This window comes from Caballeronia sp. ATUFL_F2_KS9A, assembly GCF_023630765.1.
Lineage (GTDB): Bacteria > Pseudomonadota > Gammaproteobacteria > Burkholderiales > Burkholderiaceae > Caballeronia > Caballeronia zhejiangensis.
Map to the genome: position 1 here is coordinate 1 of NZ_JALQEK010000001.1, position 21,367 is coordinate 21,367.

17 protein-coding genes are annotated in these 21,367 nt (G+C 63.4%); 4 read left to right on the forward strand and 13 right to left on the reverse strand.

Annotated features, from left to right (window positions below; all coding sequences use genetic code 11):
* Nucleotides 1-62 precede the first annotated feature (62 nt).
* Both NCS67_RS00005 and NCS67_RS00010 read right to left on the reverse strand, forming a co-directional pair.
* Nucleotides 63-1,658, reverse strand: coding sequence for a type VI secretion system Vgr family protein (locus tag NCS67_RS00005; RefSeq protein ID WP_250433395.1), 1,596 nt, complete (start codon nt 1,656-1,658; stop codon nt 63-65).
* Nucleotides 1,659-2,213: 555 nt separating this feature from the next.
* Nucleotides 2,214-3,863 carry a Na+/H+ antiporter gene (locus NCS67_RS00010; RefSeq protein ID WP_250433399.1) on the reverse strand — a complete coding sequence of 550 codons (1,650 nt, stop codon included), beginning with the start codon at nt 3,861-3,863 and terminating at the stop codon, nt 2,214-2,216.
* Nucleotides 3,864-4,207: 344 nt separating this feature from the next.
* Here NCS67_RS00010 and NCS67_RS00015 point away from each other — a divergent pair, with 344 nt between their 5' ends.
* Nucleotides 4,208-5,524 (forward strand): EAL domain-containing protein, encoded by a 1,317-nt coding sequence (locus NCS67_RS00015; protein ID WP_008351986.1) that lies wholly within the window; start codon nt 4,208-4,210, stop codon nt 5,522-5,524.
* Here the strand turns inward: NCS67_RS00015 and NCS67_RS00020 are convergent, their stop codons facing one another.
* Nucleotides 5,525-9,091: an indolepyruvate ferredoxin oxidoreductase family protein gene (locus tag NCS67_RS00020; RefSeq protein ID WP_250433401.1), complete on the reverse strand. Its 3,567-nt coding sequence runs from the start codon at nt 9,089-9,091 to the stop codon at nt 5,525-5,527.
* 234 nt (nt 9,092-9,325) lie between these two features.
* On the opposite strand from NCS67_RS00020, the gene NCS67_RS00025 reads away from it, so the two are divergent.
* Nucleotides 9,326-9,976 carry a glutathione S-transferase family protein gene (locus tag NCS67_RS00025; protein WP_034470349.1) on the forward strand — a complete coding sequence of 217 codons (651 nt, stop codon included), beginning with the start codon at nt 9,326-9,328 and terminating at the stop codon, nt 9,974-9,976.
* Here NCS67_RS00025 and NCS67_RS00030 read toward each other — a convergent pair.
* The 9 genes from NCS67_RS00030 to NCS67_RS00070 all read right to left on the reverse strand — a co-directional run bounded on the left by NCS67_RS00030 (nt 9,973) and on the right by NCS67_RS00070 (nt 17,691).
* Nucleotides 9,973-10,218, reverse strand: a complete 246-nt coding sequence (locus NCS67_RS00030; protein WP_008351976.1) for a hypothetical protein — start codon at nt 10,216-10,218, stop codon at nt 9,973-9,975. The two genes, NCS67_RS00025 and NCS67_RS00030, sit on opposite strands and share 4 nt — an antisense overlap.
* Nucleotides 10,219-10,248: 30 nt before the next feature.
* A complete protein-coding gene (locus tag NCS67_RS00035; RefSeq protein ID WP_008351974.1) occupies nt 10,249-10,470 on the reverse strand; it encodes a hypothetical protein in 222 nt (73 codons plus the stop codon).
* Between the two features lie 65 nt (nt 10,471-10,535).
* The gene (locus tag NCS67_RS00040; protein WP_250433404.1) at nt 10,536-11,447 is read right to left on the reverse strand and encodes a carbohydrate kinase family protein; all 912 of its coding nucleotides are present in this window, start codon (nt 11,445-11,447) and stop codon (nt 10,536-10,538) included.
* Nucleotides 11,448-11,452: 5 nt separating this feature from the next.
* Nucleotides 11,453-12,706 (reverse strand): AGE family epimerase/isomerase, encoded by a 1,254-nt coding sequence (locus NCS67_RS00045; RefSeq protein ID WP_250433423.1) that lies wholly within the window; start codon nt 12,704-12,706, stop codon nt 11,453-11,455.
* Nucleotides 12,703-13,722 (reverse strand): LacI family DNA-binding transcriptional regulator, encoded by a 1,020-nt coding sequence (locus tag NCS67_RS00050; protein ID WP_008351968.1) that lies wholly within the window; start codon nt 13,720-13,722, stop codon nt 12,703-12,705. Before NCS67_RS00050 ends, NCS67_RS00045 begins: the two co-directional genes overlap by 4 nt.
* A 203-nt stretch (nt 13,723-13,925) precedes the next feature.
* Complete coding sequence (locus tag NCS67_RS00055) at nt 13,926-14,537, reverse strand: class I SAM-dependent methyltransferase (protein ID WP_034470354.1); 612 nt, start codon at nt 14,535-14,537, stop codon at nt 13,926-13,928.
* A complete protein-coding gene (locus NCS67_RS00060) occupies nt 14,534-15,325 on the reverse strand; it encodes a PIG-L deacetylase family protein (RefSeq protein ID WP_034470357.1) in 792 nt (263 codons plus the stop codon). Before NCS67_RS00060 ends, NCS67_RS00055 begins: the two co-directional genes overlap by 4 nt.
* A complete protein-coding gene (locus NCS67_RS00065) occupies nt 15,313-16,350 on the reverse strand; it encodes an acyl-CoA dehydrogenase family protein (protein WP_250433425.1) in 1,038 nt (345 codons plus the stop codon). The genes NCS67_RS00060 and NCS67_RS00065 overlap by 13 nt, the downstream gene beginning before the upstream one ends.
* Nucleotides 16,351-16,671: 321 nt before the next feature.
* Nucleotides 16,672-17,691: a bile acid:sodium symporter family protein gene (locus NCS67_RS00070; protein WP_033536558.1), complete on the reverse strand. Its 1,020-nt coding sequence runs from the start codon at nt 17,689-17,691 to the stop codon at nt 16,672-16,674.
* A 513-nt stretch (nt 17,692-18,204) separates the two neighbouring features.
* Here NCS67_RS00070 and NCS67_RS00075 point away from each other — a divergent pair.
* Complete coding sequence (locus NCS67_RS00075; RefSeq protein ID WP_034470363.1) at nt 18,205-18,573, forward strand: hypothetical protein; 369 nt, start codon at nt 18,205-18,207, stop codon at nt 18,571-18,573.
* A 508-nt stretch (nt 18,574-19,081) separates the two neighbouring features.
* Nucleotides 19,082-20,191: a porin gene (locus NCS67_RS00080; RefSeq protein ID WP_008351956.1), complete on the forward strand. Its 1,110-nt coding sequence runs from the start codon at nt 19,082-19,084 to the stop codon at nt 20,189-20,191.
* Nucleotides 20,192-20,259: 68 nt separating this feature from the next.
* Here the strand turns inward: NCS67_RS00080 and NCS67_RS00085 are convergent, their stop codons facing one another.
* Nucleotides 20,260-21,222, reverse strand: a complete 963-nt coding sequence (locus tag NCS67_RS00085) for an NAD(P)H-dependent flavin oxidoreductase (protein ID WP_008351955.1) — start codon at nt 21,220-21,222, stop codon at nt 20,260-20,262.
* Nucleotides 21,223-21,367 lie beyond the last annotated feature (145 nt).

Below are 21,367 nucleotides of genomic sequence, written 5' to 3' on the forward strand. Positions count from 1 at the left end.
AATCGCGGTGAACTCGACCTTGTACCCTTGCGTGCGTGAAGCGCTGCACTTCATGCTCACGATCAGCAAGCCATATTTCGCATCCGCGAGCGTGTGATTGGTGAACGCGATGACTGTGTTGGTGTATCTCCGTTATTGACCGCATGACCGAGATTCAGTTGCGATTTACCCGGCTCCGTCGCAATCTTGATGTGTTCCTGATTCTCCCGATCCTCGACTTGAATCGTGTTATTGCGAATCGTGTGGATGACGACGTTACGCGTGCGCCACTTGTGTTGCTGATGAACCGGGTCGGTATCTTGCGAGTTATGCAGGGCATGCAGGATGTATGGCAGATCCGGATTACCCGCGAAAAACGCGACGGCCACCTCCGTGCCCGGTATATACGGCATGTGAAAGCCGCTCTGCCATTTCCCCGCGAAAGGCTTGCCGAGTCGCAACAGACAGCTATTCAGACCCGCGACGCGTTTCTCCCGGTCATCGTGGAACTGAACGATATATTCGCCGTGCGGATCGATGTAAGGACCGCTATAACCTTCCGTCGACGCAATCGTTCCGGTTATCGTGCCCTCGATGCGCGGCCATTCCGACTCGCGCAGCGGCATCCGATACAAGCGATCGGAAGGAATCGCGGTGAACTCGACCTTGTACCCTTGCGTGCGTGAAGCGCTGCACTTCATGCTCACGATCAGCAAGCCATATTTCGCATCCGCGAGCGCGTGATTGCTGAACGCGATGACGGTGCCGGGCGTGGCATCCAGCGAATCGCCCGTGCCGCGATATTCGATCTGCGCGGCCTCTGCGGCTTCGCGACGCAATAGTGCTTCGCGTTGCGCATCCTCTTTGGTTTCAATAGCCAGACTGGCCGTCGACGCCTCGCCGTAAGTGCTGGTGTCGTCCTTCTTGGCGCGAATCTGTTCGGTCGCCTCGATCGGATAAGGCGCCTGCCGGTAGTTATAGCTGCGCACGTGATAGGCAGCCGGAATGCTCACGGCGTGCATTTCCAACGACTTCACCGATTCCGAACCCTGTGTGTCCATGCCGGCTTCAGGACGGAACGGCAATTCAAACGCGCGATTATCACGCGCTGCATCACGGCGATAATGCGTGAAGTCATCGCCGAAGCGCACGACTTCGCAGTCTTCGCCTTCCTCGCAGACGAACCAGATGCCGGTGCGTTCGCACAAGCGCTTGAGAAACGCCAGATCAGACTCTTGCCACTGCGTGACGATGCGCCGCTTTCCATACGTCCGATACAGCTTCATGTCCACGCGCGCCCAAATCTTGTTGAAGCCGTGCTCCTGCAAGAGTTGTTGCATGATCTCGGGCTCGCTCTTGTCGAAGAAGAAGCGAACCTTCGGCGTGTTTCGCAGAAGCGCGAGCCGCGATTCCAATACGACTTCGTAGACGCTTTGGTTCTTCGAGGTCGAAAGTTTGGAGAAGCCCGTCACGACGCCGTATTTGTGACGTGGCGGTTCGGGTCTGAGTCGTCGCGGCGGCTGAATAAGCAACGAGCCGCGCTTGCCAAGATATTCACGCTGAGACAAATCGTGCGAGGTATGCGTGAACTGGATTCTGTAGCGGCTCTCGCGTCCGATCGCTTCTTCGCCCTCGATACTGAAAACGTCGGCAATGGCCGAACTCGGTACACTGCGCATCTCCAGAAAATAAGGCTGATGCTGTCCTTGAAAGGCATGGTCACGCCTTTCAAAGTATTCGTCGCTTCGATTCAAGTATTCCTCCTTCGTGGCTGAACGCACGTAACCGGCATAAAAAAACCGCCGTTGGCGAGTCAGAAGCAGTGCTTAACTTCGGAGCGTCGTTGATCCGGACGATGACGTACGCGAGAAGCCGCGCTTTCCTAGTCCGAAGTTGCCATTGTTTCCGATCAGACTCGTTAGCCCTACGAAGGGTAGCGCAAGCCGCTTGATATGTGTGTCAATTCTTGACGCACCGTCCTTGCGAAGATCAATCGCCCGCGCCGGACGAGAGAATCAGATTGTTCTTGCGCGCTCAGGCGAGGCGAGACAGTCGCAAAGGGAAAGCGTAACTCGCTTTAGCGTCTCGCGCGTTGCGAACTTTTTACTCAGCGTTAGTCGTATCTATTCGGGAATTCGCATGGCCCATGTAAGGAAGATAAAAAAATTCCTGCTTTGCGCCGCACACAAACGAGGCCAATAAAAATCAAGATCGCGACAAGAAGCCCCAAACCCCTACGCCCCCGCCCCCCGCTTCCGATTCACAATAGCAGTCTCCGAAAGATCCACCTCCCGCATCAGCTTATTGAGCGTTTCATCGTTGATATGCTGCAACGAGCGCAGCTTCAGCAATTCCGCTCGCTCGGCCCGCAACGCCGCCATCTTCAATCGCGTCTCCACCATTTCGCTCTTCTTCGCGGCCTTGCGCGACGCTTCTTCATCGCCGAGCGATTCCAGCCGTCTGCGATACATGCTCATCACGCGCGCGGTCGAATCGGCGCAACGCGCGGACGCGGCTTCGTCCATCTGTTCGATGAGCTCATCATGCGTATCGTCGATCGCGCGAATCGCGGCCTGCGCCGCGCGGCGACGCGCCATGCGCTCCTCCACCGCATGCGGATTCTTCTCGCGCTCGATGCCGCGCAGCATCAGCGGCAAGCCGACGACGGCGATCAGGAGCGACGCCAGGATCACCGCCGACGCGATGAAAATCGCCAGATCGCGCCCGGCGAGCGTCACGGGCAGCGACAGCACGCCCGCCAGCGTCACGGCACCGCGCACGCCGCCGATCGTCGTCAGCGCCAGCGTGCGAAAACCGGGCGCGGCGCTGTCGAGGCCCTGCTTCGCCGTACGGCGCGCGGCGACCCAGCGCAGCGAATACACCCACACGAAACGCAACGCATAAAGCGCGATCAGCGTCGCGAACACATAGCCGATGAGCAGCCCCACCTGCGCGTTGCCGTCGTGATGCGCCTCGATCAGCGCCTGCCCGATGATGTGCGGAAACTGCAGCCCGAGCAGGATGAACACCATGCCGTTGAAGACGAATTCGATCATCGTCCAGGTGCTCGTCATGCGCACGCGCACCGCGCTCGGAATGCCTTCGCGCAAGCTCTGGATGTTCATCATCATGCCCGCCGACACCGCCGCCAGAATGCCCGAGCAGCCAACGTGCTCGGCCATCACGTACGACGCGAACGGAATCAGGATCGTGAGGATGACGCCCGCGGCGGGATCGTCGTCGTCGGAGAATTTCAGCAGGCGCGACGGAATCTCGGTGACGGCCCAACTGATCGCCGCGCCGATCGCCAACCCGCCCGCCGCGATGATGAAAAAGCTGACCGTCGCGTCGCGCAGCGAGAACACGCCCGTCAGCGCGGCCGCGATCGCGAACTTGAGCGCGACGAGGCCCGACGCGTCGTTCATCAGCGCCTCGCCTTCGAGAACGTGCATCAGGTTCGCGGGAATCCGGTTGCGCCCGGCGATGCCCGTCAGCGCGACGGCATCGGTCGGCGAAAGCACGGCGGCGAGCGCGAACGCGATGGGCAGCGGCATCGACGGAATCATCGCGTGCAGGAAATAGCCGAGCACGCCGACGGTGATGAACACGAGCCCGAGCGCAAGCATCAGGATCGCGCGGCGCTGCATGTACAGCTCGCGCTTCGGTATGCGCCAGCCGTCCGCGAACAGCAGCGGCGGAATGAAGAGCAGCATGAAAAGTTCAGGATCGAACGTGACGTGCAGCGCGAAGCCCGGCCACGCGAGGCACGCGCCGATCGCGATCTGGATGAGCGGCAGCGGCAGCTTGATCGGAAGCAGGCTCAGTCCGAATCCCGAAAGCGCGACAGCCAGCAGAAGAATGAGGACGGTAAAAACGATTTCCATGTGTGCGCTACTGCACCAGACGCACGAACGGCTGTGCGCGCGGCGTCTAGCATTGTTTCGATGAGCGCAAAGTTTAGCGTTTGCTCGCGATGCGGGCAGCGGACGCGCCGCCGGCTTTCGCACCGCGACGGTGCGCGTGCACCTGAAATCGCCTGCTGACGGTGCACGCGGGACGCAAAACACCGGCTGCGCGCAGCGCGCTCTGCGCATGGAGCTTGCTTTACCGAAAGCCACGGGACAGAGAGACTCCCGGCGAGATCACCGAGGGCAGTTCTTATGACAATGGTATGGGGCATCACGCAGCCGAGTGCGTTTCGCCACGGCGTTCAGGCGAGGGCATCGGCATGATGATCGCAAATCCCGAGAAGACGACGGTTTCCGCGCGCAGCTTCGAGCTAGGCGTGACATCGGGCTTCGATCGCTATTCGGTCGAACACGGCGAGTTGACGTTATCGAGCGTCTTTCAGCCGGTGTTCAGTCTGTCGCACATGCGCGCCGTCGGATACGAGGGCTTGCTGCGCGCGCACGATGCGCTCGATCGCCCGGTGTCGCCGCTCGATGTGTTCGGGCAGGCATCGCGCGTCGGCGAGGCGTTGCAGATCGACCGGCTCGCGCAGGCGCTGCATCTGGAAAACTTCAGGATGCTCGGCGCGAAGGACGAATGGCTCTTTCTCAACGTGCATCCGGGCGCGCTGACCGAGCCGTATCACGCCGCCGCGCTGCTCGCGAATCTGAAGCGCCTGAATCTCGAGCCGCGCCGCGTCGTGCTGGAAGTGCTCGAGCAAAGCGCCGAGGATATCGAGCGGCTCGCGCTCGCGGTGCAGCAGTTCCGCGACCACGGCTTTCTCATCGCGCTCGACGATTTCGGCGCGGGACATACGAACATCGAACGGATCTGGCAGCTCGATCCGGACATCGTCAAACTCGATCGCGTCATGCTTTCGCACGCCGGCCACAACGTTCACGCGCCGCTGTCCGCTCGCTCGCTCAAGCAGCGGCAGAACATGGAGGCGGTGCTGTCGGGCATCGTGTCGTTGCTGCATCAGGCGGGCAAGCTCGTGCTGATCGAAGGCGTCGAGACCGAGCACGAGGCGCAACTCGCGCTCGCGAGCGGCGCGGATTTCGTGCAGGGCTTTTTCTTCGCGCGGCCGCATCCGGGTCTCGCGGACAGCGCGCACGCGCAAAACGTGATCGGCGAGCTGACCGAGCGTTACCGACTGCAGACCGAAGCGCGCGAACGGCGCGTCGCGACGAGGCTTCAGCCGTATATCCGCGCGTTCGAGCGCGCGGCCGAGCGGCTCGCGGCGGGGGAGCCGCTCGAAGAAGTGTGCTGGAATTTCCTCGCGCTCGATAACGCCGCGCGCTGTTTTCTGCTCGATCAGAACGGCAAGCAGGCCGGCCGCAACGTCGTGCTGCGCGCCGACCGCGCCGCGCACGAAGCGCGCTTTCTGCCGCTCATCGATGCGCAGGGCGCGAACTGGCTGCGCCGTCCGTACTTCCGCGCGGCCCTCGGCGATCCCGAGCGCGTGCACGTGACGAAGCCGTATCTGTCGATCAACGAAGCGATGCCCTGCGTCACGCTCTCCGTGGAGACGCGCGCGCAGGGCAAGCGCTGCGTGCTGTGCGGCGATATCGACTGGCTGCCCGACGATATCGACTGATTACTTCGCCACGACGACCGGAATCCCCTTCAGCGATGCCGCGCCCTTCACCGAATCGATGGAGGCGCGCACCGCGTCGCTCGTCGCCGCTTCGATGCCGATGCGCGCCGCGATGTCGCGTTCGCTGCGCTTGACCATCGCGACGTTCGCGAGCTTGACGTGTCCGTAGCCGCGCACTTTCTCGAACAGCGCGGCGAGCGCTTGCACGTCCTTCGCGTTGTCGGCGTTCAGGCGGGACAAGGCGCGCGTCATGGTGATCTCGAAGTCGTCGGCGAGCTGACGCTCCATGCGGCGTTCGAGCGTGCGTCCGAAGACGTCGAGCGCGGTGCCTCGCAGCGCGCGAAACTTCGCGAGACCGCCGAGCACCGGCCACATCCACTGGCCGAACACTTTCTTCTTCGGCGCGCCGTGTGACAGAACCGGCGGCGCGAAGTTGAACTTCACCGCGTAATCCGAGCCTGCCGTGCCTTCGAACTGCGCGCCGAGCGCGGCGCGGAACGCCGGGTCCGCGTGCAGGCGCGCGACTTCGTATTCGTCCTTCACGGCGAGCAGCTTGTAGAACGAGATCGCGATGGCGCGCTTCACGTCCTCATTCGCCGATGCCTTCGCGAGCAGCGACCGATAGCGCCCGACGAACTTCTTGCCGCCATACGCCAGCAAGCGCGCTTCGCGATCGCCGATGAGTTCCGCGAGCGGCATATCCGCCATGACGATGCGCTTCTGCTGGGTCGATGCGGTCAGCGATTCGAGCGCTTTCATGTCGTGCGCGGCGAGACGGCCGATCGAAAACGCCAGCTTGTTCGCCGCGACCGCGACGTTGTTCAGTTCGAGCGCGCGCATCAACGCTGCGAGCGACAGCGGCACGAGGCCGAGCTGCCACGCGAAGCCGAGCATCAGAATGTTCGCGCCGATGGTGTCGCCGAGAAAACGCTGGGCGAGCGCTTGCGCGTCGCAACTGCGCATCGCGTCGTGCGCGGCGGGGCCGGCGGCGTGACGCATCTTGTCGAGCAGCGCATCCGCGTGAAGATTCGCTTCGGGGTTCTGCACGAAGCTCGCGTTCGGAATCGCGTGCGTGTTCACGACGATCTTCGTGCGATCGTGCCGCACCGTCTGCAGCGCTTCCGGGCTCGCGCCGACGACCATGTCGCACGCGAGCAGCAAGTCGGCCTGTTGCGTGTCGATGCGTACCTGATTGAGCAGCGCATCGGTCGCGGCGAAGCGCACGAACGACAGCACCGAGCCGCCTTTCTGCGCGAAGCCCATGAAATCGAGCACCGACGCGCTCTTGCCTTCGAGATGCGCCGCCATGCTGATGAGCGCGCCGACCGTCACGACGCCCGTGCCGCCGACGCCCGTCACGAGGATGTCGTACGGCGCGTTATCGAGCTGGCCTTGCGGCAGCGGCAAGGCATCGACGCGGCGCGCGAGTTCGGCGGGATCGAACGCGTGGCCTTCGGCCTTCTTGAGCTTCGCGCCTTCGACCGTGACAAAGCTCGGGCAGAAGCCGTTCACGCACGAATAATCCTTGTTGCACGACGACTGATCGATGCGGCGCTTGCGTCCCAGTTCCGTTTCCACAGGCTCGACCGACAGGCAATTCGATTGCACGCCGCAATCGCCGCAGCCTTCGCAGACGGCTTCGTTGATGAAAAGCCGCTTGTCCGGATCGGGAAACTCGCCTTTCTTGCGGCGGCGGCGCTTTTCGGCGGCGCACGTCTGATCGTAGATGAGCACGGTGACGCCCGGCGTGTCGCGCAGACGGCGCTGCACGTCGTCGAGCTCGCCGCGATGATGAAACGTCGTGCCGCGCGGAAACTGATCTTCGTGACCAATGTATTTCTCCGGCTCGTCGCTCACGACGACGAGCAGCGCGATGCCTTCGGCTTCGACCTGACGCGCGATCTGCGGCACGGAAATGCTGCCGTCGACGGGCTGGCCGCCCGTCATCGCGACGGCGTCGTTATACAGAATCTTGTACGTGATGTTCGCCTTCGCGGCCACGGCCTGACGAATCGCGAGAATGCCGGAATGGAAGTACGTGCCGTCGCCGAGATTCTGAAAGACGTGCGGCGTTTTCGTGAACATCGAGTGCGACGCCCAGTCGACGCCTTCGCCGCCCATCTGGATGAGACCGGTCGTGTCGCGCTCCATCCACGACGCCATGAAGTGACAGCCGATGCCCGCCTGCGCGACCGAGCCTTCCGGCACTTTCGTCGAGGTGTTGTGCGGACAGCCCGAGCAGAAATAGGGCGTGCGCTTCACGGCATCGGCGACATTCGACAGGATTTGCGGCGCGACCAGATCGACCACTTTGTCGCGGCGATCGAGCGCCGGCTTGTGACGCGCGAGCCAGTCCGCGAACACCGGCAGCACGCGCGACGGACGCAATTCGCCGAGCGCGGAAAGCAGTTGCGCGCCGTCGCGAGCGTTCTTGCCGATGACGATCGGCCGCGCGCCGTCGACGCGGTTATACAGATGATCCTTGATCTGCTGCTCGATGACCGGGCCTTTCTCCTCGATGACGAGCACTTCGCTCAGACCTTCGACGAAGGTCTCGAGCCGCGTCGTTTCGAGCGGATACGACAGCCCGACCTTGTAGATCCGCACGCCCGCGCGGTCGAGATCGTCGACGGTGAGATCGAGGCGGCGCAGCGCTTCCATCAGATCGAGATGCGCCTTGCCGCACGTCACGATGCCGACGTTCGCACGCGGGCTCGGCGCGATCCACTTGTCGATGCTGTTCGTGCGCGCGAAGTGGCGCACGGCCTCGATCTTCGCCGCGAGACGCGCTTCGATCGTGAGGCTCGGCAGATCGGGCCAGCGGTTGTGCAGGCCGCCCGCCGGCGGCGTGAAATCTTGCGGCGCTTGCCAGTCGAGCCTGAGCGCATCGAGATCGACGGTCGAGCCGGATTCGACCGTCTCCGAAATCGCCTTGAAGCCGATCCACGCGCCCGAAAAGCGCGACAGCGCCCAGCCGTAGATGCCGAACTCCAGCATGTCAGCGACGTTCGACGGATTCACCACCGGCATGTGCCAGGAGATCATCGTCTGATCGCTCTGATGCGGCATCGACGACGACACGCAGCCGTGGTCATCGCCCGCGACGACGAGCACGCCGCCGTGCGGCGACGAGCCGTACGCGTTGCCGTGCTTGAGCGCATCGCCTGCTCGATCGACGCCCGGGCCTTTGCCGTACCACATCGCGAACACGCCATCGACGGTGCGTTCCGCGTCCGATTCCACGCGCTGCGTGCCGAGCACGGCCGTGCCGCCGAGTTCCTCGTTGATCGCGGGCAAGAAGCGCACATCGTGCGACGCGAGCAGTTTCTTCGCTTTCCACAATTGCTGATCGACCATGCCGAGCGGCGAGCCGCGATATCCGCTGATGAAGCCAGCGGTGTTCAGGCCGGCGGCGCGGTCGAGTTCGCGCTGCATCAAAACGAGACGCACGAGCGCCTGCGTGCCGGTGAGGAAGATCCGGCCTTTCGTGGCGGAGAGGTTGTCGCCGAGTTGATAGTCCGACAGCGCGGGAAGAAAAAAGGCATCGGCGGGGACGCGCGCGTTCATGAGATCTCCGTGTCTTGTAGGTATGCGAGGCAATGCGACATTCTTTGCCGACAAAAGCGGAATGTTTTTGCTTACTCGCAGCGAATCCCGTCGCGCCGAGAAACATCGGGCTGATTTTCGAGATACGCGAGAGAAATTTCCTCGATCTGTCCGTGCTTCGCGTAAACCCGGATCGGGCGTCGGCGCGCGAAAGGGCTAACCTGAATGCCTCGACAGCCAACCCGATTGCAGCCGATGAAGCTCTTTTACTGGCCGAAGACGCGCGCCTTTCGCGCGCTGTGGATGCTCGAAGAAATGCGCGTGCCGTATCAACTGGAGTTCGTGAACATCCGAGCCGGCGCGCAGAACGATCCGAACTTCTGCCGCGTCAATCCGATGTCGAAGCTGCCCGCGCTGGAAGACGGCAGCGTGCGCGTGGCCGAATCGGGCGCAGTGCTGCTGTATCTGGCGGATCGCTATCCGGAAACGACGCTCGGCGTGCCGCTGCACGATCCGTCGCGCGGGCGCTTTCTGCAGTGGATGTTTTTCACCGGTTCGTGCCTCGAACCCGCGATGGCCGAACGCGTGACCGGCGCGCAAGGCAACACGGTGAGTTTCGGATGGGGCGATCTCGCGCGCGTCGAGCACGCGATCGAAAACGCGCTGGAAGAGGGGCCGTGGCTGCTCGGCGAGCAATTCACCGCCGCGGACATTCTCGCGGCGAGCACGCTGCAGATCGCGTTCAGGGCGAAGCTGATCGAGCCGCAGGGCGTGCTTTTCGATTACGTCGAACGCGCGCTCGGGCGCGAGGGCTACGAGCGCGCGTCAGCGATCGATCATCGCGAGGCCGAGCGGCTGGCGCTGAACAGCCACGCGGGCGTCGTGCATTCGTCGAGCGAGAGTTAGGGAAACGCGCGCGGCTTGGGAATGCCCGCGCCGGCTTCGATATCCGACACCGCGCGCCGATGCGCCAGCTCGACGGCTTCGGCGCGATCGGCGAGACCGTCGTCGCCGCCGACGGTCGTCCACGTCTGCACCGCCTTGTCGTGATGACGGATCTCGTACTCCGCGTCCCAGCGCGAGCCCTGCAGCTCGACCGGCCTCACGTGGATGGCGTAGACGCCATAAAGGAAGATCTGCTCCGGCATGTTGTCCTCCGATGCGGCCATGCAGCGTGGCTACAACTCGATTTCCCCGAGGATGCGGTGCGCGAGCGCGCGCGCTTCGTTGAGCGCTTCTTCTTCGTTGCCCGACGCGGCTTCCACTTCGTAGAGCGTCGCTTCGGTATCTTCGCCGTCGTCGCGTGCGAGCGAGACGAGGCCCTGGTACTGACCGCCGTCGATGGCGCGCACGCCGATCGTCGCGGTGTAGATGCCTTTCGTGTAGGTGGTGTCTTCCATGATGGATTCGCCTCCAGGCAAGGACGAATCCATGCTAGCACGCTGATATGTAACGCGTGCGACGCTTATTTCAGCAACGCCTCGACCTCATCCAGCGACGGCGAATGCGCGCCCGAACGACGGCACGCCGCCGCGCCCGCCGCGAGCGCGAACTTCAGATGTTCGGGCCATTCGCCGTGACGCGCCATCAAGCTATAGAGCAATCCGCCGATGGACGCATCGCCCGCGCCGACCGTATCGGCCACTTCGACGCTCGGCGGACGCGCGCTGTACTGCTCGTCGCCGGCATAGAGCGTGGCTTCCGACGAGCCGCGCGTGACGAGCACGGTGGCTTGGCGGTTCATCGCGCGGATTTTCGCGAGCGCGTCGGCTTCGGGCATGCCTTTGAACAGCATGTGCAGATCTTCGTCGGACACCTTGATCAGATCGGCGAGGCCCGCCATGTTGCGCAGGATCGGCTCGTAGCCGTGCTCCATCAGATTGCGATAGTTCGGATCGAAGCTGATCTTCACGCCGTGTTCGCGCAACTGACGGGCGAGCGCGGCAAGCGTCGCGCCGAGCGGCTGACGCACGAGGCTGATGCAGCCGAAATGCGCCCACTTCACGCGCTCCATCCAGCCTTGCGGCAGCCGCGACGGATCGAACGCGAGATCGGCGCCGTTCTCGCCCATGAAGTAGTACGTGGGCGGCTGCGTCTTGTGGACGATCGCGAGCAAGGGCGGACGCTCGACGCGCTGCATGAAGCGCATGTCGAGGCCCGAAGCGACGCTCGCGTCCCACAGATCGTCGGAGAAATTGTCCGTGCCGAGCGAGCCGGCGCAGGCCGTCGGCAGGCCGAGCCGCGCGACCGCGCGCGCGACGTTCCAGCCCGCGCCGCCCGGACGCGAAAGCCAGCTCGACACGTCCGTGCGGATCATGTCGGTGAGGATGTCGCCCGCGGAAACGAATTGCGGAAAAGTGGTTTGCTCGCTTGCCATGCTTGTCACCGTTGAGTCGAAGTCGGGGCCAGCGCGTTCAGCACTTCGTAGCACGCGCCCATCGTGTGGTAGTCGGTCTTGCCGGCGGGACTTTTCTCGTCGCCGTACTTGCGGTTGTCGCACGTCAGAATGCGATACCACGCGCCGTATTCGTGATCGACGAAGCGCTCCCAGCTATAGCGCCAGAGTTCGTCATAGCAATCCCAGAAACGCTCGCGTCCCGTGCGCGCGCCGAGCAGCGCCGCCGCCGCGAAGCCTTCGGCCTGCACCCAGAAATACTTGTCGTGGTCGCAGATGGTGTCGTCCGGGCCGAAGCCGTAGTAGAGGCCGCCGTGACGGCTGTCCCACGCGCGGTTGAAGCCGGCGTCGAACAGTTCGACGGCGCGCGCCGAGAGCCACGGCAGCGCGCGATGCCGCTCCAGAATCAGCAGCAGCTTCGCCCATTCGATCTGATGACCCGGCTGAAAACCCCACGGACGGAAGATGTTCGAACTGTCCGATTCGTTGTAATGCCAGTCGACCGACCAGTCGCGATGAAAATGCTCCCACACCATGCCGTGCGACAGCTTCGCCTGCCGCAGCGTGATGTTGCCCGCGATCTTTTCCGCGCGATCCAGATAGATGACGTGACCCGTCGCCTCGTAAGCCGCGAGCAGCGCCTCGGTCGCGTGCATGTTCGCGTTCTGCCCGCGATAGTCCGAAAGCCGCCAGTCGGGCGTGGCTTCGTCGGCGTAGAGGCCGGCGTCGGCGTCCCAGAAACGCTTTTCCATCAGCGCGAAGGTTTCGTCGATCATCGGCCTGGCTTCGTCGATGCCCGCCATCGCCGCGTGCGCGCATGCGAGCAGCACGAACGCCGTGCCGTAGCAGTGGCGCGTGCCGTCGAGCGTGCGCTTCTGGCCGTCGTGCCACTCGATTTCCCAGTCGTAACCTTCGTTCGCGGCGTCCCAGTGGGCGTCGCGCAGGAATCTGAACGCGTGATGCGCGTCGTCCCGATAGCGCGCGTCGCCGAAGTGGCGGAAGGCCATCGCGTAGTTGAAGACGAAGCGCGTGCTGCTGACGAGATGGCGCGTCTTGCGGTTATAGACGCTGCCGTCGTCCTTGAAGAAATGAAAGAAACCGCCGGACGGATCGCGCGCGTTCGGCGCGTAGAACGCGAGCGTGTCGCGTACGTGGGAGAGCAGGAAGTCGCGGCTGCGGAAATCGATCGCGCGTTCTGCTGGCGCCGGTTCCGCGAGGGCAGGTGAGGCGGTCATGTTCATGGCGTGCTGATGTCCTGTTTCGTGCCCGAGCTCGCGCGAGGAACGAAATTGACGGCGACGAGCGTGTCGGCCTGGCTCGGCGGGCTCGATTGATCTTCCAACAGCAATTCGACACCGCGGCGCCCGAGCGCTTCCTTGTCGACGGTCACGGTCGAGAGCGGCGGCGTGCTTTGGGCGGCGGCCGGAATGTCGTCGAAACCGACGAACGCGATGTCGTCCGGCACGCGCAAGCCGTGCGCGAGACAGACGCGCATCGCGGCGAGGGCCGCTGCATCGTTATAGGCGAAAACGGCGTCGGGCAGGGGACCGGATTGCGCGCGGGCTTCCGCGATGAGGCGTTCCATCGCGTCGGCGGCGGCCTGATCGGCGGTCAGACCCGGCTGCGTCATGACCTCGAGCGTCGGATCGAAGAGCTGGCCGGCATCGAAATATGCTTTCCGATAGCCGAGCGCGCGTTGCGCGATGCTGTAATGCGCGAGCGATCCGCCGATGAACGCGATGCGCCGCCGCCCTTGCGCGAACAGATGCTGCATCGCGAGCGACGCGCCGGTCACATTGTCGATGTTGACGGAGCGGAATCCCGGCGCGCGCAGGTCGATCAGCACGGTGGGCCGCGCGAGCGAATGCAGATGCGCGAGCAGTTCCGGCTCGACGAAACCCGCGACCGCGATGGCGTCCGGCGCGTGCAGGCGCATCTGCTGCGCGAGATCGTGCGTCGGACCGGCCGTGAGCACGGATGGCACGAGCCGCCGCTCGCGGCACGCTTCCTCGAAGCCGTTCAGCACATGGGAAAAGAAAGGGCTGACGGCGAAATTGTTGTGCTGCCGATGCAGCAGAAAGGTCACGCGACGAATGCGCGTGCGCAACTGAGCTGAATCGTAGCCGAGTTGCTGCGCCACTTCGACGACGCGCACGCGCGTCGCCTCGGACAAGCCTGGTTGATTCTTAAGCGCGCGCGAAACCGTCCCGATCGAGACGCTTGCCGCGCGCGCGACATCGCGAATGGTGGTGGCCATCGTGGTGTTCTCTGTCTCCGCCTTTCTCGGCTGTTTTCCGCTCAGGCGCGATGTTGCGCGCGCTCGGCCGGTTCACTTGTTCGAGGCGATTGTATAGTAAAAAGTCTCGAACCTACCGTATGCGAAGATTGGAGAAAACCAGTAGGCCTTTGTTATATATGCGATTCCTTGCGAGTTATTTGTTTAGTAAAAATACGGAAACATTACGCCGCGGCTTCGCGGTCGTGAACCGAGCGCTTGTCGGGCGTCCATACGTCGAGGATCAGATCGTCGTCCCAATAGTGGCTTAGCAGCGGCAGACTCATGCGGCCGCGCAGCTTTGCGTGGACTTCGTCGCCGTTCTGAAGCCAGCCTTCGATCGGCCGACGCCAGTGACACGCGACGACCGCGCCGTCATGCGACAAGCTTTGGTGTATATGCTCGACGATGTGCCATAGCTGCGGCTCGTCGAGGTAATAGCCGATCTCGCTGATCACGACGAGATCGAACTTGCCGGTGGGCCAGCAGTCGGGCAGCAGCATCTGCCGGACATCGACGTTCCGATATTCCGCGACGCGTTGCCGCGTGAGCGCGACGGCGTCCTCGGCGATGTCGGTTGCGATCAGCTCGTCGCAGCGTGGCGCGAGCAGCGCCGTCAGTTCGCCGTTGCCGCAGCCTGGCTCGAATGCGCGCGCATAGCGTTCGTGCGGAAGCGAGGCGAGCAGGAGCGCGCGTTTGCGCCGTTCATACCATCGATGCCTGATTTTCCAGGGATCGTCGTTATCTCGATAAAGAGTATCGAAGTACTGCTTAGTATTGTTGTTGGTGTTGTTCATATGAGTACGACTTCGAAAGGCCGTGTAAGCCTTGCCAGCACATGCTCGGGCAGCACTGGCGCTTGTCCGGTGGTGGCGTCGGGGTCGAGCTGGCTCCGAAAAGCCTGCACGGCCCGGAGCTTCCGGGCATGCGTGGCGCCGTCGAGCACGATGCGGCGAGCACGGCTCCATGGCACGCGCGTATCGTCCGGCGACGCCCAGTGCCAGGTCCAGAGCGGCACCTCCACACAAGGCAGATCGAGCGCTTGTGCCGCGGACTGAACGGCGCGCCCGGCCGCCTCGTGGTCGGGGTGACCATCATAGCGCCATGTCGTGAAAACTATGTCGCCCGGTTGAAGGTACTCCGACAGGCATCCTGACAAACTCGATTCGATCTGGTCAGGATCGCCGTCCTGGAGCCCGAGCCGGACTACCTGGACCTGACGCAGATGCAGCCGTTGCAGCGCAGCCCTCGTTTCCTGCGGACGTACGCGTGCAAGACGTTCCGGCGGCCATTCGGATGACTTCGGGTGACTTGCCGTGCCGTCTGTTGCGGCGATGATGAGAATGTGCCGGCTGATCTCCGAGAGTCGAGCGAGCAGGCCGCCGGTGCCGAGGATTTCATCGTCGGGGTGTGGCGCAACGACGACGGCCCGGCTGCCGAGCGGCACCAGTTCCGCCGGATCGACTTCGGGCAGCGCATTCAGACGCGCCCATCCCTGCCATGCGGCTTCGGGCGTGCCTTCGCCGCGTATGGCGCGGTCAGTGGCCGTTTCGTCGGTAGGCGCTTGCGTGGTCACACTTGCCATGAAATCCTTTCCTCCTCTATGACGTGCTCGGCGAGCGATGCTTCGTCACGCTCGGCGTGGCTTTGTCGAATGAAAACCGGCAGATCGGCCATCAACTGCGCGAAGTGCGCGTCGCGGCAGAGCGGGCCGGCGCCCAGCGCGCGGCCCGCGCGCTCCACGACCAGCGTTGCCACATGTTCGGCCGCGAGGCGCGCACGCATCGTCGGCACCATGGCGTCGGCCTGCGGCTCGCGGTCGATGAACGCCGCCGTCTCGCGCAGCAACGCGGCCGTCGCGGATAGCGCCGTATCGATCGCACCGAGATGCGCGAGCTTGTGCGGCCCCGCGCGATGCTTTGTATCGCGCGCGACGAACGCTGCAATGCCCGATGCAGCGCCGAACCAGCACGCGGCAATGCCCGCGCCGCCCTGCCAGAAACCAGGGCGCTCGAGATAACCACGCGGCGGACCGACCAACTGCGCGGGTACTCGCTCGAAGCGCACGTCGACGCTCGCGCTCGCCTCCATGCCGACCGCCTGCCAGCCGGAACCGGTGACTTTCACGCCGTTCTGCCGCAGATCGACGGCGGCGAGAACCGGTTCGTCGCGCTCGTTCCACGCGGTTACGAGCGCATGCGTGACCGATGCCGCCCCCGAGCACCATGCCTTCGTGCCGTCCAGCGCGACGATCTGTGAGCCGGCGTCACCCAGCGCCAACAAGCGCGCATTCGGCGGTTCGGCTGCCCAGACGGCCCACGCGCTGCCGTCGTCGGGTGGCGGGCCGCCCAGTTCGGCGAGGATGGCGAGCGCGTCCGTGTGGCCTTCGTAGAGCTTGACCAAAGAGAGGTCGAAGGCTGCGACCGCGCCCAACGCGCGCCAGCGCTCAGCCGTGTTTCCCCGGCCCGGCAAGGGAAGGCGATCGAGACCCGCGCCGATCAGCGCATGAAGCGCGCGGCCTGTTTCTTCGGCGTTGCCGCGTTGAAACGGCAACTTGCCGAGAAAGTCGCGCAAGGCGGATGCCGTCGCATGCTGTTCGACGCAGTTCATCGGTCCATCCGCTGTTTAAGTTTGATGCGTTGTGTCCACATGGCGCGCCGTGTCCGTTTCTGCCCGGTTTTGAACAAGAGTGTGGCAAGGGACATGCCCGAACACCATTCAGCCGAAAGACGTAGGCCAAAGTGCCGGACGCGCGGCAACGCGTTCCGACGAATCGATGTGAAAAGTCAGGCTTTCTGGCTTATGCCGCTTGGCTGAATGGTCGCTTGAGCGTGGCCGGGTTCAAATGACGCAAAAGGCCGCACGCGGCGGCCTTCTGGAAGGGGATCGAATATGGCGAACCAGCGGGCGCCGTTCGCGGACGGGCGTGAATCAGCGGCGGGCAGGCGCTCCGACGGCCTTGTTCTCGCGCGCGGCTTCGGGCGCAGTCTTGCGTGCGCCCCAGCGCTGCGCGAGCACCGCGCACACCATCAATTGAATCTGGTGGAAAAGCATGAGTGGAAGCACGACCGCACCGACCGCGTGCGACGCGAAAATCACCTTCGCCATCGGAATGCCGGACGCGAGACTCTTCTTCGAACCGCAGAAGATGATCGTGATCTGGTCGGCGCGCGAGAAGCCGAGGCGCTTGGCCGTGAACGCCGTGATGAACAGCGCCGCCGCCAGCAACAGGATATTGACCGCGAGCAGCCCCGCGAGCGTCCCGAGCGAAATCGAATGCCAGATGCCTTCGTTCACGGCTTCGCTGAACGCGACGTACACGACGAGCAGAATCGAGCCCTGGTCGACGAACTTGAGCATCGCGCGATGCCTGTCGATCCACTTGCCGATGGCCGGCCGCAGCAATTGCCCGGCAATGAACGGCACGAGCAGTTGCAGCGTGATGTTGCCGACGGTGTGCCACGGCGAGCCGGTCGTCGCGCCGTGATTGCTCACGACGATCCCGACGAGCGCCGGCGTGATGAAAATGCCGAGCAGGCTCGACGCGGACGCGCTGCACACGGCGGCCGGCACGTTGCCCTTTGCCATCGACGTGAACGCAATCGACGACTGCACCGTGGACGGCAGCGTGCACAGAAACAGGATGCCGGTGTAGAGCGCCGGCGTCACGAGCGGCGTCAGCACCGGTTTGAGCGCGAGCCCGAGCAGTGGAAAGAGCGCGAAGGTGCTGAGCAGCACGACGAGATGCAGCCGCCAGTGCGTCGCGCCGGCGATGATCGCCTCGCGGGAAAGCTTCGCGCCATGCAGGAAGAACAAGAGGCCGATGGCGATATCGGTGATCCAGTTGAATGCGACCGCCGCGCCGCCGCGGCAGGGCAGAAAGCTCGCGACGATGACGGTGCCGACGAGCGCCAGCGTGAAGTTGTCGGGAAGAAGTTTGGGCCGTGCCATCAAAGAGTCTCGTACTTGGACACGCCGGCCGCTGGGCGGGGCGTTTTTTGCGTCAAGTCAGGAAAAACCATGATTTTCGCTCGCACCCGATTAAATTGGCAAATTCATTTACTGGATCGATTGATGACACGTCCACATGAAACGACCTGTGCACGAGGAAGGCCGAATGAGCGCTACAGCAAAACTCGGGCCGCGCGCGAGCCAATCTCGCGGCTTTCAGATTCTTCTGTCCAGCACATTTGTTCTTCATATGTTTGGTCGTCCGAAATGCTCGGCGGCAGCGAAAAACTCTGACGTAACATGGTGTTACAACCATCGAGCGGGCCTAACACTTTTTGGCTCGACTGCTTTCGCGGCGCGAAATAAATTGTTGAATACACCGGTTGGCGGGTTTATGCATCGCTCGATGCAAGGCCCCGAATGTTCCGACTGCCGCCGGTTGTCCGCCTGAAGCGAAAGTCTCCGCTTTCCATTCACGGACGGAAATATCGGTCGGACGCAGGCTGTTTCGACATGGCGCTCACAGGCATTCGCAACACTACCCGGCTTTTCGCATCCGCAGCGCTTGGCGCGCTCGCGGTGGCGGGTTCGCTCGCGCTTGCCGGGCCGCGCGTCGAGTGGCTGCCGTCGACAGTCCTCACCGATTCCGGCGCCAGCAGGCAATCGCTGCATTACACGCCGGTCGCCGCCAAAGACGGCTTGACGCCCGTTAGCGCCGAAGTGCGTCCGGGCCCGCGGGGCGATCAAACGGTGCCGCTGCGTGGCGCGGGCTCGATTCGCGCCGACATCACGCGCTACAACGAAGAGCGCAGCCTGCCGCGCCCCCCCGGCCGTCCGGCCGACGACGGTCGCGCGCCGACGAACGCGAACTACCGCAACTGAACGCTCCGCAGTCTTCCTGAGCTGACCTCCGTTTCGCCGCGTTCACCGCGCGGAACGCAAAACTGTTTGCGCGTCTAGCTTCGCTGTCACGATGACGTAATCTCGCCACAGTTGCGCATCGAATTTCCCTCAGACGTTCCGCTCTTTTTTCCGCGCAAGGACAATGCGGCCTGCGCGGGAAAATGTCCGAAATTCTTAATTTCAAACGCCTTTCGACGCTTGGAGAGGCGCGCCGGTACTCGCTGCGCATCTCGCCGGTTGTCGATCCGGCCATCGCGAGCCTGAGGCAAAGCGTCCCTTCCTGCGCGCGGGCGGGGCGGGAAGTATTCGAACCGCTATACCCGCAATAACCAAAAACATTTTTGACCGGAAAAATGGTCCGTAAAGATGGTGCCGCTCCACACGCGATGCCTCTTCGCCCACTAAACCGTTATGCCGGTCAGACGAGGCGAGCGCAACGCAACTCGCCCGCAAAGATTTCAATTTTCGACAAAGAACAGGAGAGTTCATGAAGTCAACCGTCAACCGTGCAATGACTACGGTGAAAACAACGGTCAAGGCCACCGCGGTCGCCGCAGCGATGTTCGGCCTCTTCGCCGCGGGCACGGCGCACGCGCAATCGAGCGTTTCGCTATATGGACAGGTCGACGAATGGGTCGGCGCGCAGAAATTTCCCGGCGGCGATCGTGCCTGGAACGTGAGCGGCGGCGGCATGTCGACGTCGTACTGGGGCTTGAAGGGCGCCGAGGATCTCGGCGGCGGCTACAAGGCCATCTTCACGTTGGAAAGCTTCTTCCGCGCGCAGAACGGTCAGTACGGACGCTTCCAGGGCGACACCTTCTTCGCGCGCAACTCATACGTCGGCATTCAAGGTCCGATCGGCACGTTCACCGCGGGCCGCCTGACGACGCAACTCTTCGTCTCGACGATCCTGTTCAACCCGTTCGTCGATTCGTACGTCTTCTCGCCGATGGTCTATCACGTGTTCCTCGGCGCGGGCACATTCCCGACGTACCGCACGGATCAGGGCGTGATCGGCGATTCGGGCTGGAACAACTCGGTCCAGTACACGTCGCCTGACTTCAACGGTCTGTCGGGCAGCGTGATGTACAGCTTCGGCAACACCGCCGGCGACGGCCGCTCGAAGAAGTACAGCGCGCAGTTCCTGTACTTCCACGGTCCGTTCGCGGCGACGGGCGTCTATCAGTACGTGAACTTCAACAACACCCCGGGCGATCTGACGTCGGTGGACGGCTTCGCTTCGCCGGGCTACAAGAGCCAGAGCGTCGGCCAGTTGGGCGCGTCGTACGACATGAAGTACGTCAAGTTCTTCGCGCAGTACATGTACACGAAGAACGACTACGAAGGCCCCGGCACGTTCCACGTCAACACCGGACAAGGCGGTGTGACGGTTCCGCTCGGCCCGGGCACGGTGATGGCGTCGTATGCGTACTCGCGCAGCAACGGCGGTCTCGATCAGACGCACAAGAGCTGGGCGCTCGGCTACGACTATCCGCTGTCGAAGCGCACCGACGTCTACGCCGCGTACCTGAACGACAAGTACACGGGTATGTCGACGGGCGATACCTTCGGCGTCGGTCTCCGCGCGAAGTTCTAAAGCGTTTCGCATCGAACGAAAACACCGCGCTCAAGGGCGCGGTGTTTTGCTTTCTGCGGCACAAAAAATCAGCCGATCGCGAGGCGCGCCTTCGCGTCGTCGTATTCGCGCTTCAGACGCTCGACCAGTTCCGCGACGCTCGGCACGTCCTCCATCAGCCCGACGCCCTGGCCCGCGCCCCAGATTTCCTTCCACGCCTTCGCCTTGCTCGTGCCTTCGGCGAAGTTCATCGCGTTCTTGTCGGAGACGGGCAGCGCATCGGGATCGAGTCCCGCATTGACGATGCTCTCGCGGATGTAGTTGCCATGCACGCCCGTGAAGAGATTCGTGTAGATGATGTCGGCGGCGGTTGCATCGACGATCGCGCGCTTGTATTCCTCGAGCGCGTGCGCTTCCTTCGTCGCGATGAAGCGCGTGCCCATGTAGGCGAGGTCCGCGCCCATCGCTTGCGCCGCGAGGATCGAGCCGCCATTGGCGATCGCGCCCGACAGCACGATCGGGCCGTCGAACATGCGCCGCACTTCGCCGACGAGCGCGAACGGCGACGTCGTCCCCGCGTGACCGCCCGCGCCCGCCGCGACGAGAATGAGGCCGTCGACGCCCGCTTCGAGCGCTTTCTGCGCGTGCCGCAAGTTGATGACGTCGTGCAGCACGATGCCGCCGTATGAATGCACGGCGTCGATCATCTCCTTGACCGGCGCGCGCAGGCTCGTGATGAAGATCGGCACCTCATGCTCGACGCACACGCGCACGTCCTGTTCGAGCCGCGCATTCGACTGATGAACGATCTGATTGACCGCGATCGGCCCGATCACGGCATCGGGATTCGCGGCCTTGTGCGCGGCGAGCTCGCTTTGAATCTGCGTGAGCCATTCGTCGAGCAGTTCGGCGGGACGCGCGTTCAACGCCGGAAAAGAGCCGACGATGCCCGCCTTGCATTGCGCAAGCACGAGCTCGGGATAACTGACGATGAACATCGGCGAGCCGACGACGGGCAAGCTGAGGTGCTGCAAGATGGCGGGCAGAGCCATGGCACGAATCTCCTGAGTGTGTCCGAGCAGCGTTAAACCATTCTAGAGAACTGGCGCGCGATCCGGCACGCACGATCATTTTCCGGAAGGCACGCGTGGCCAGCGAACGATCGTTCGATTATATGCACGACATCGCCGCCGAAAC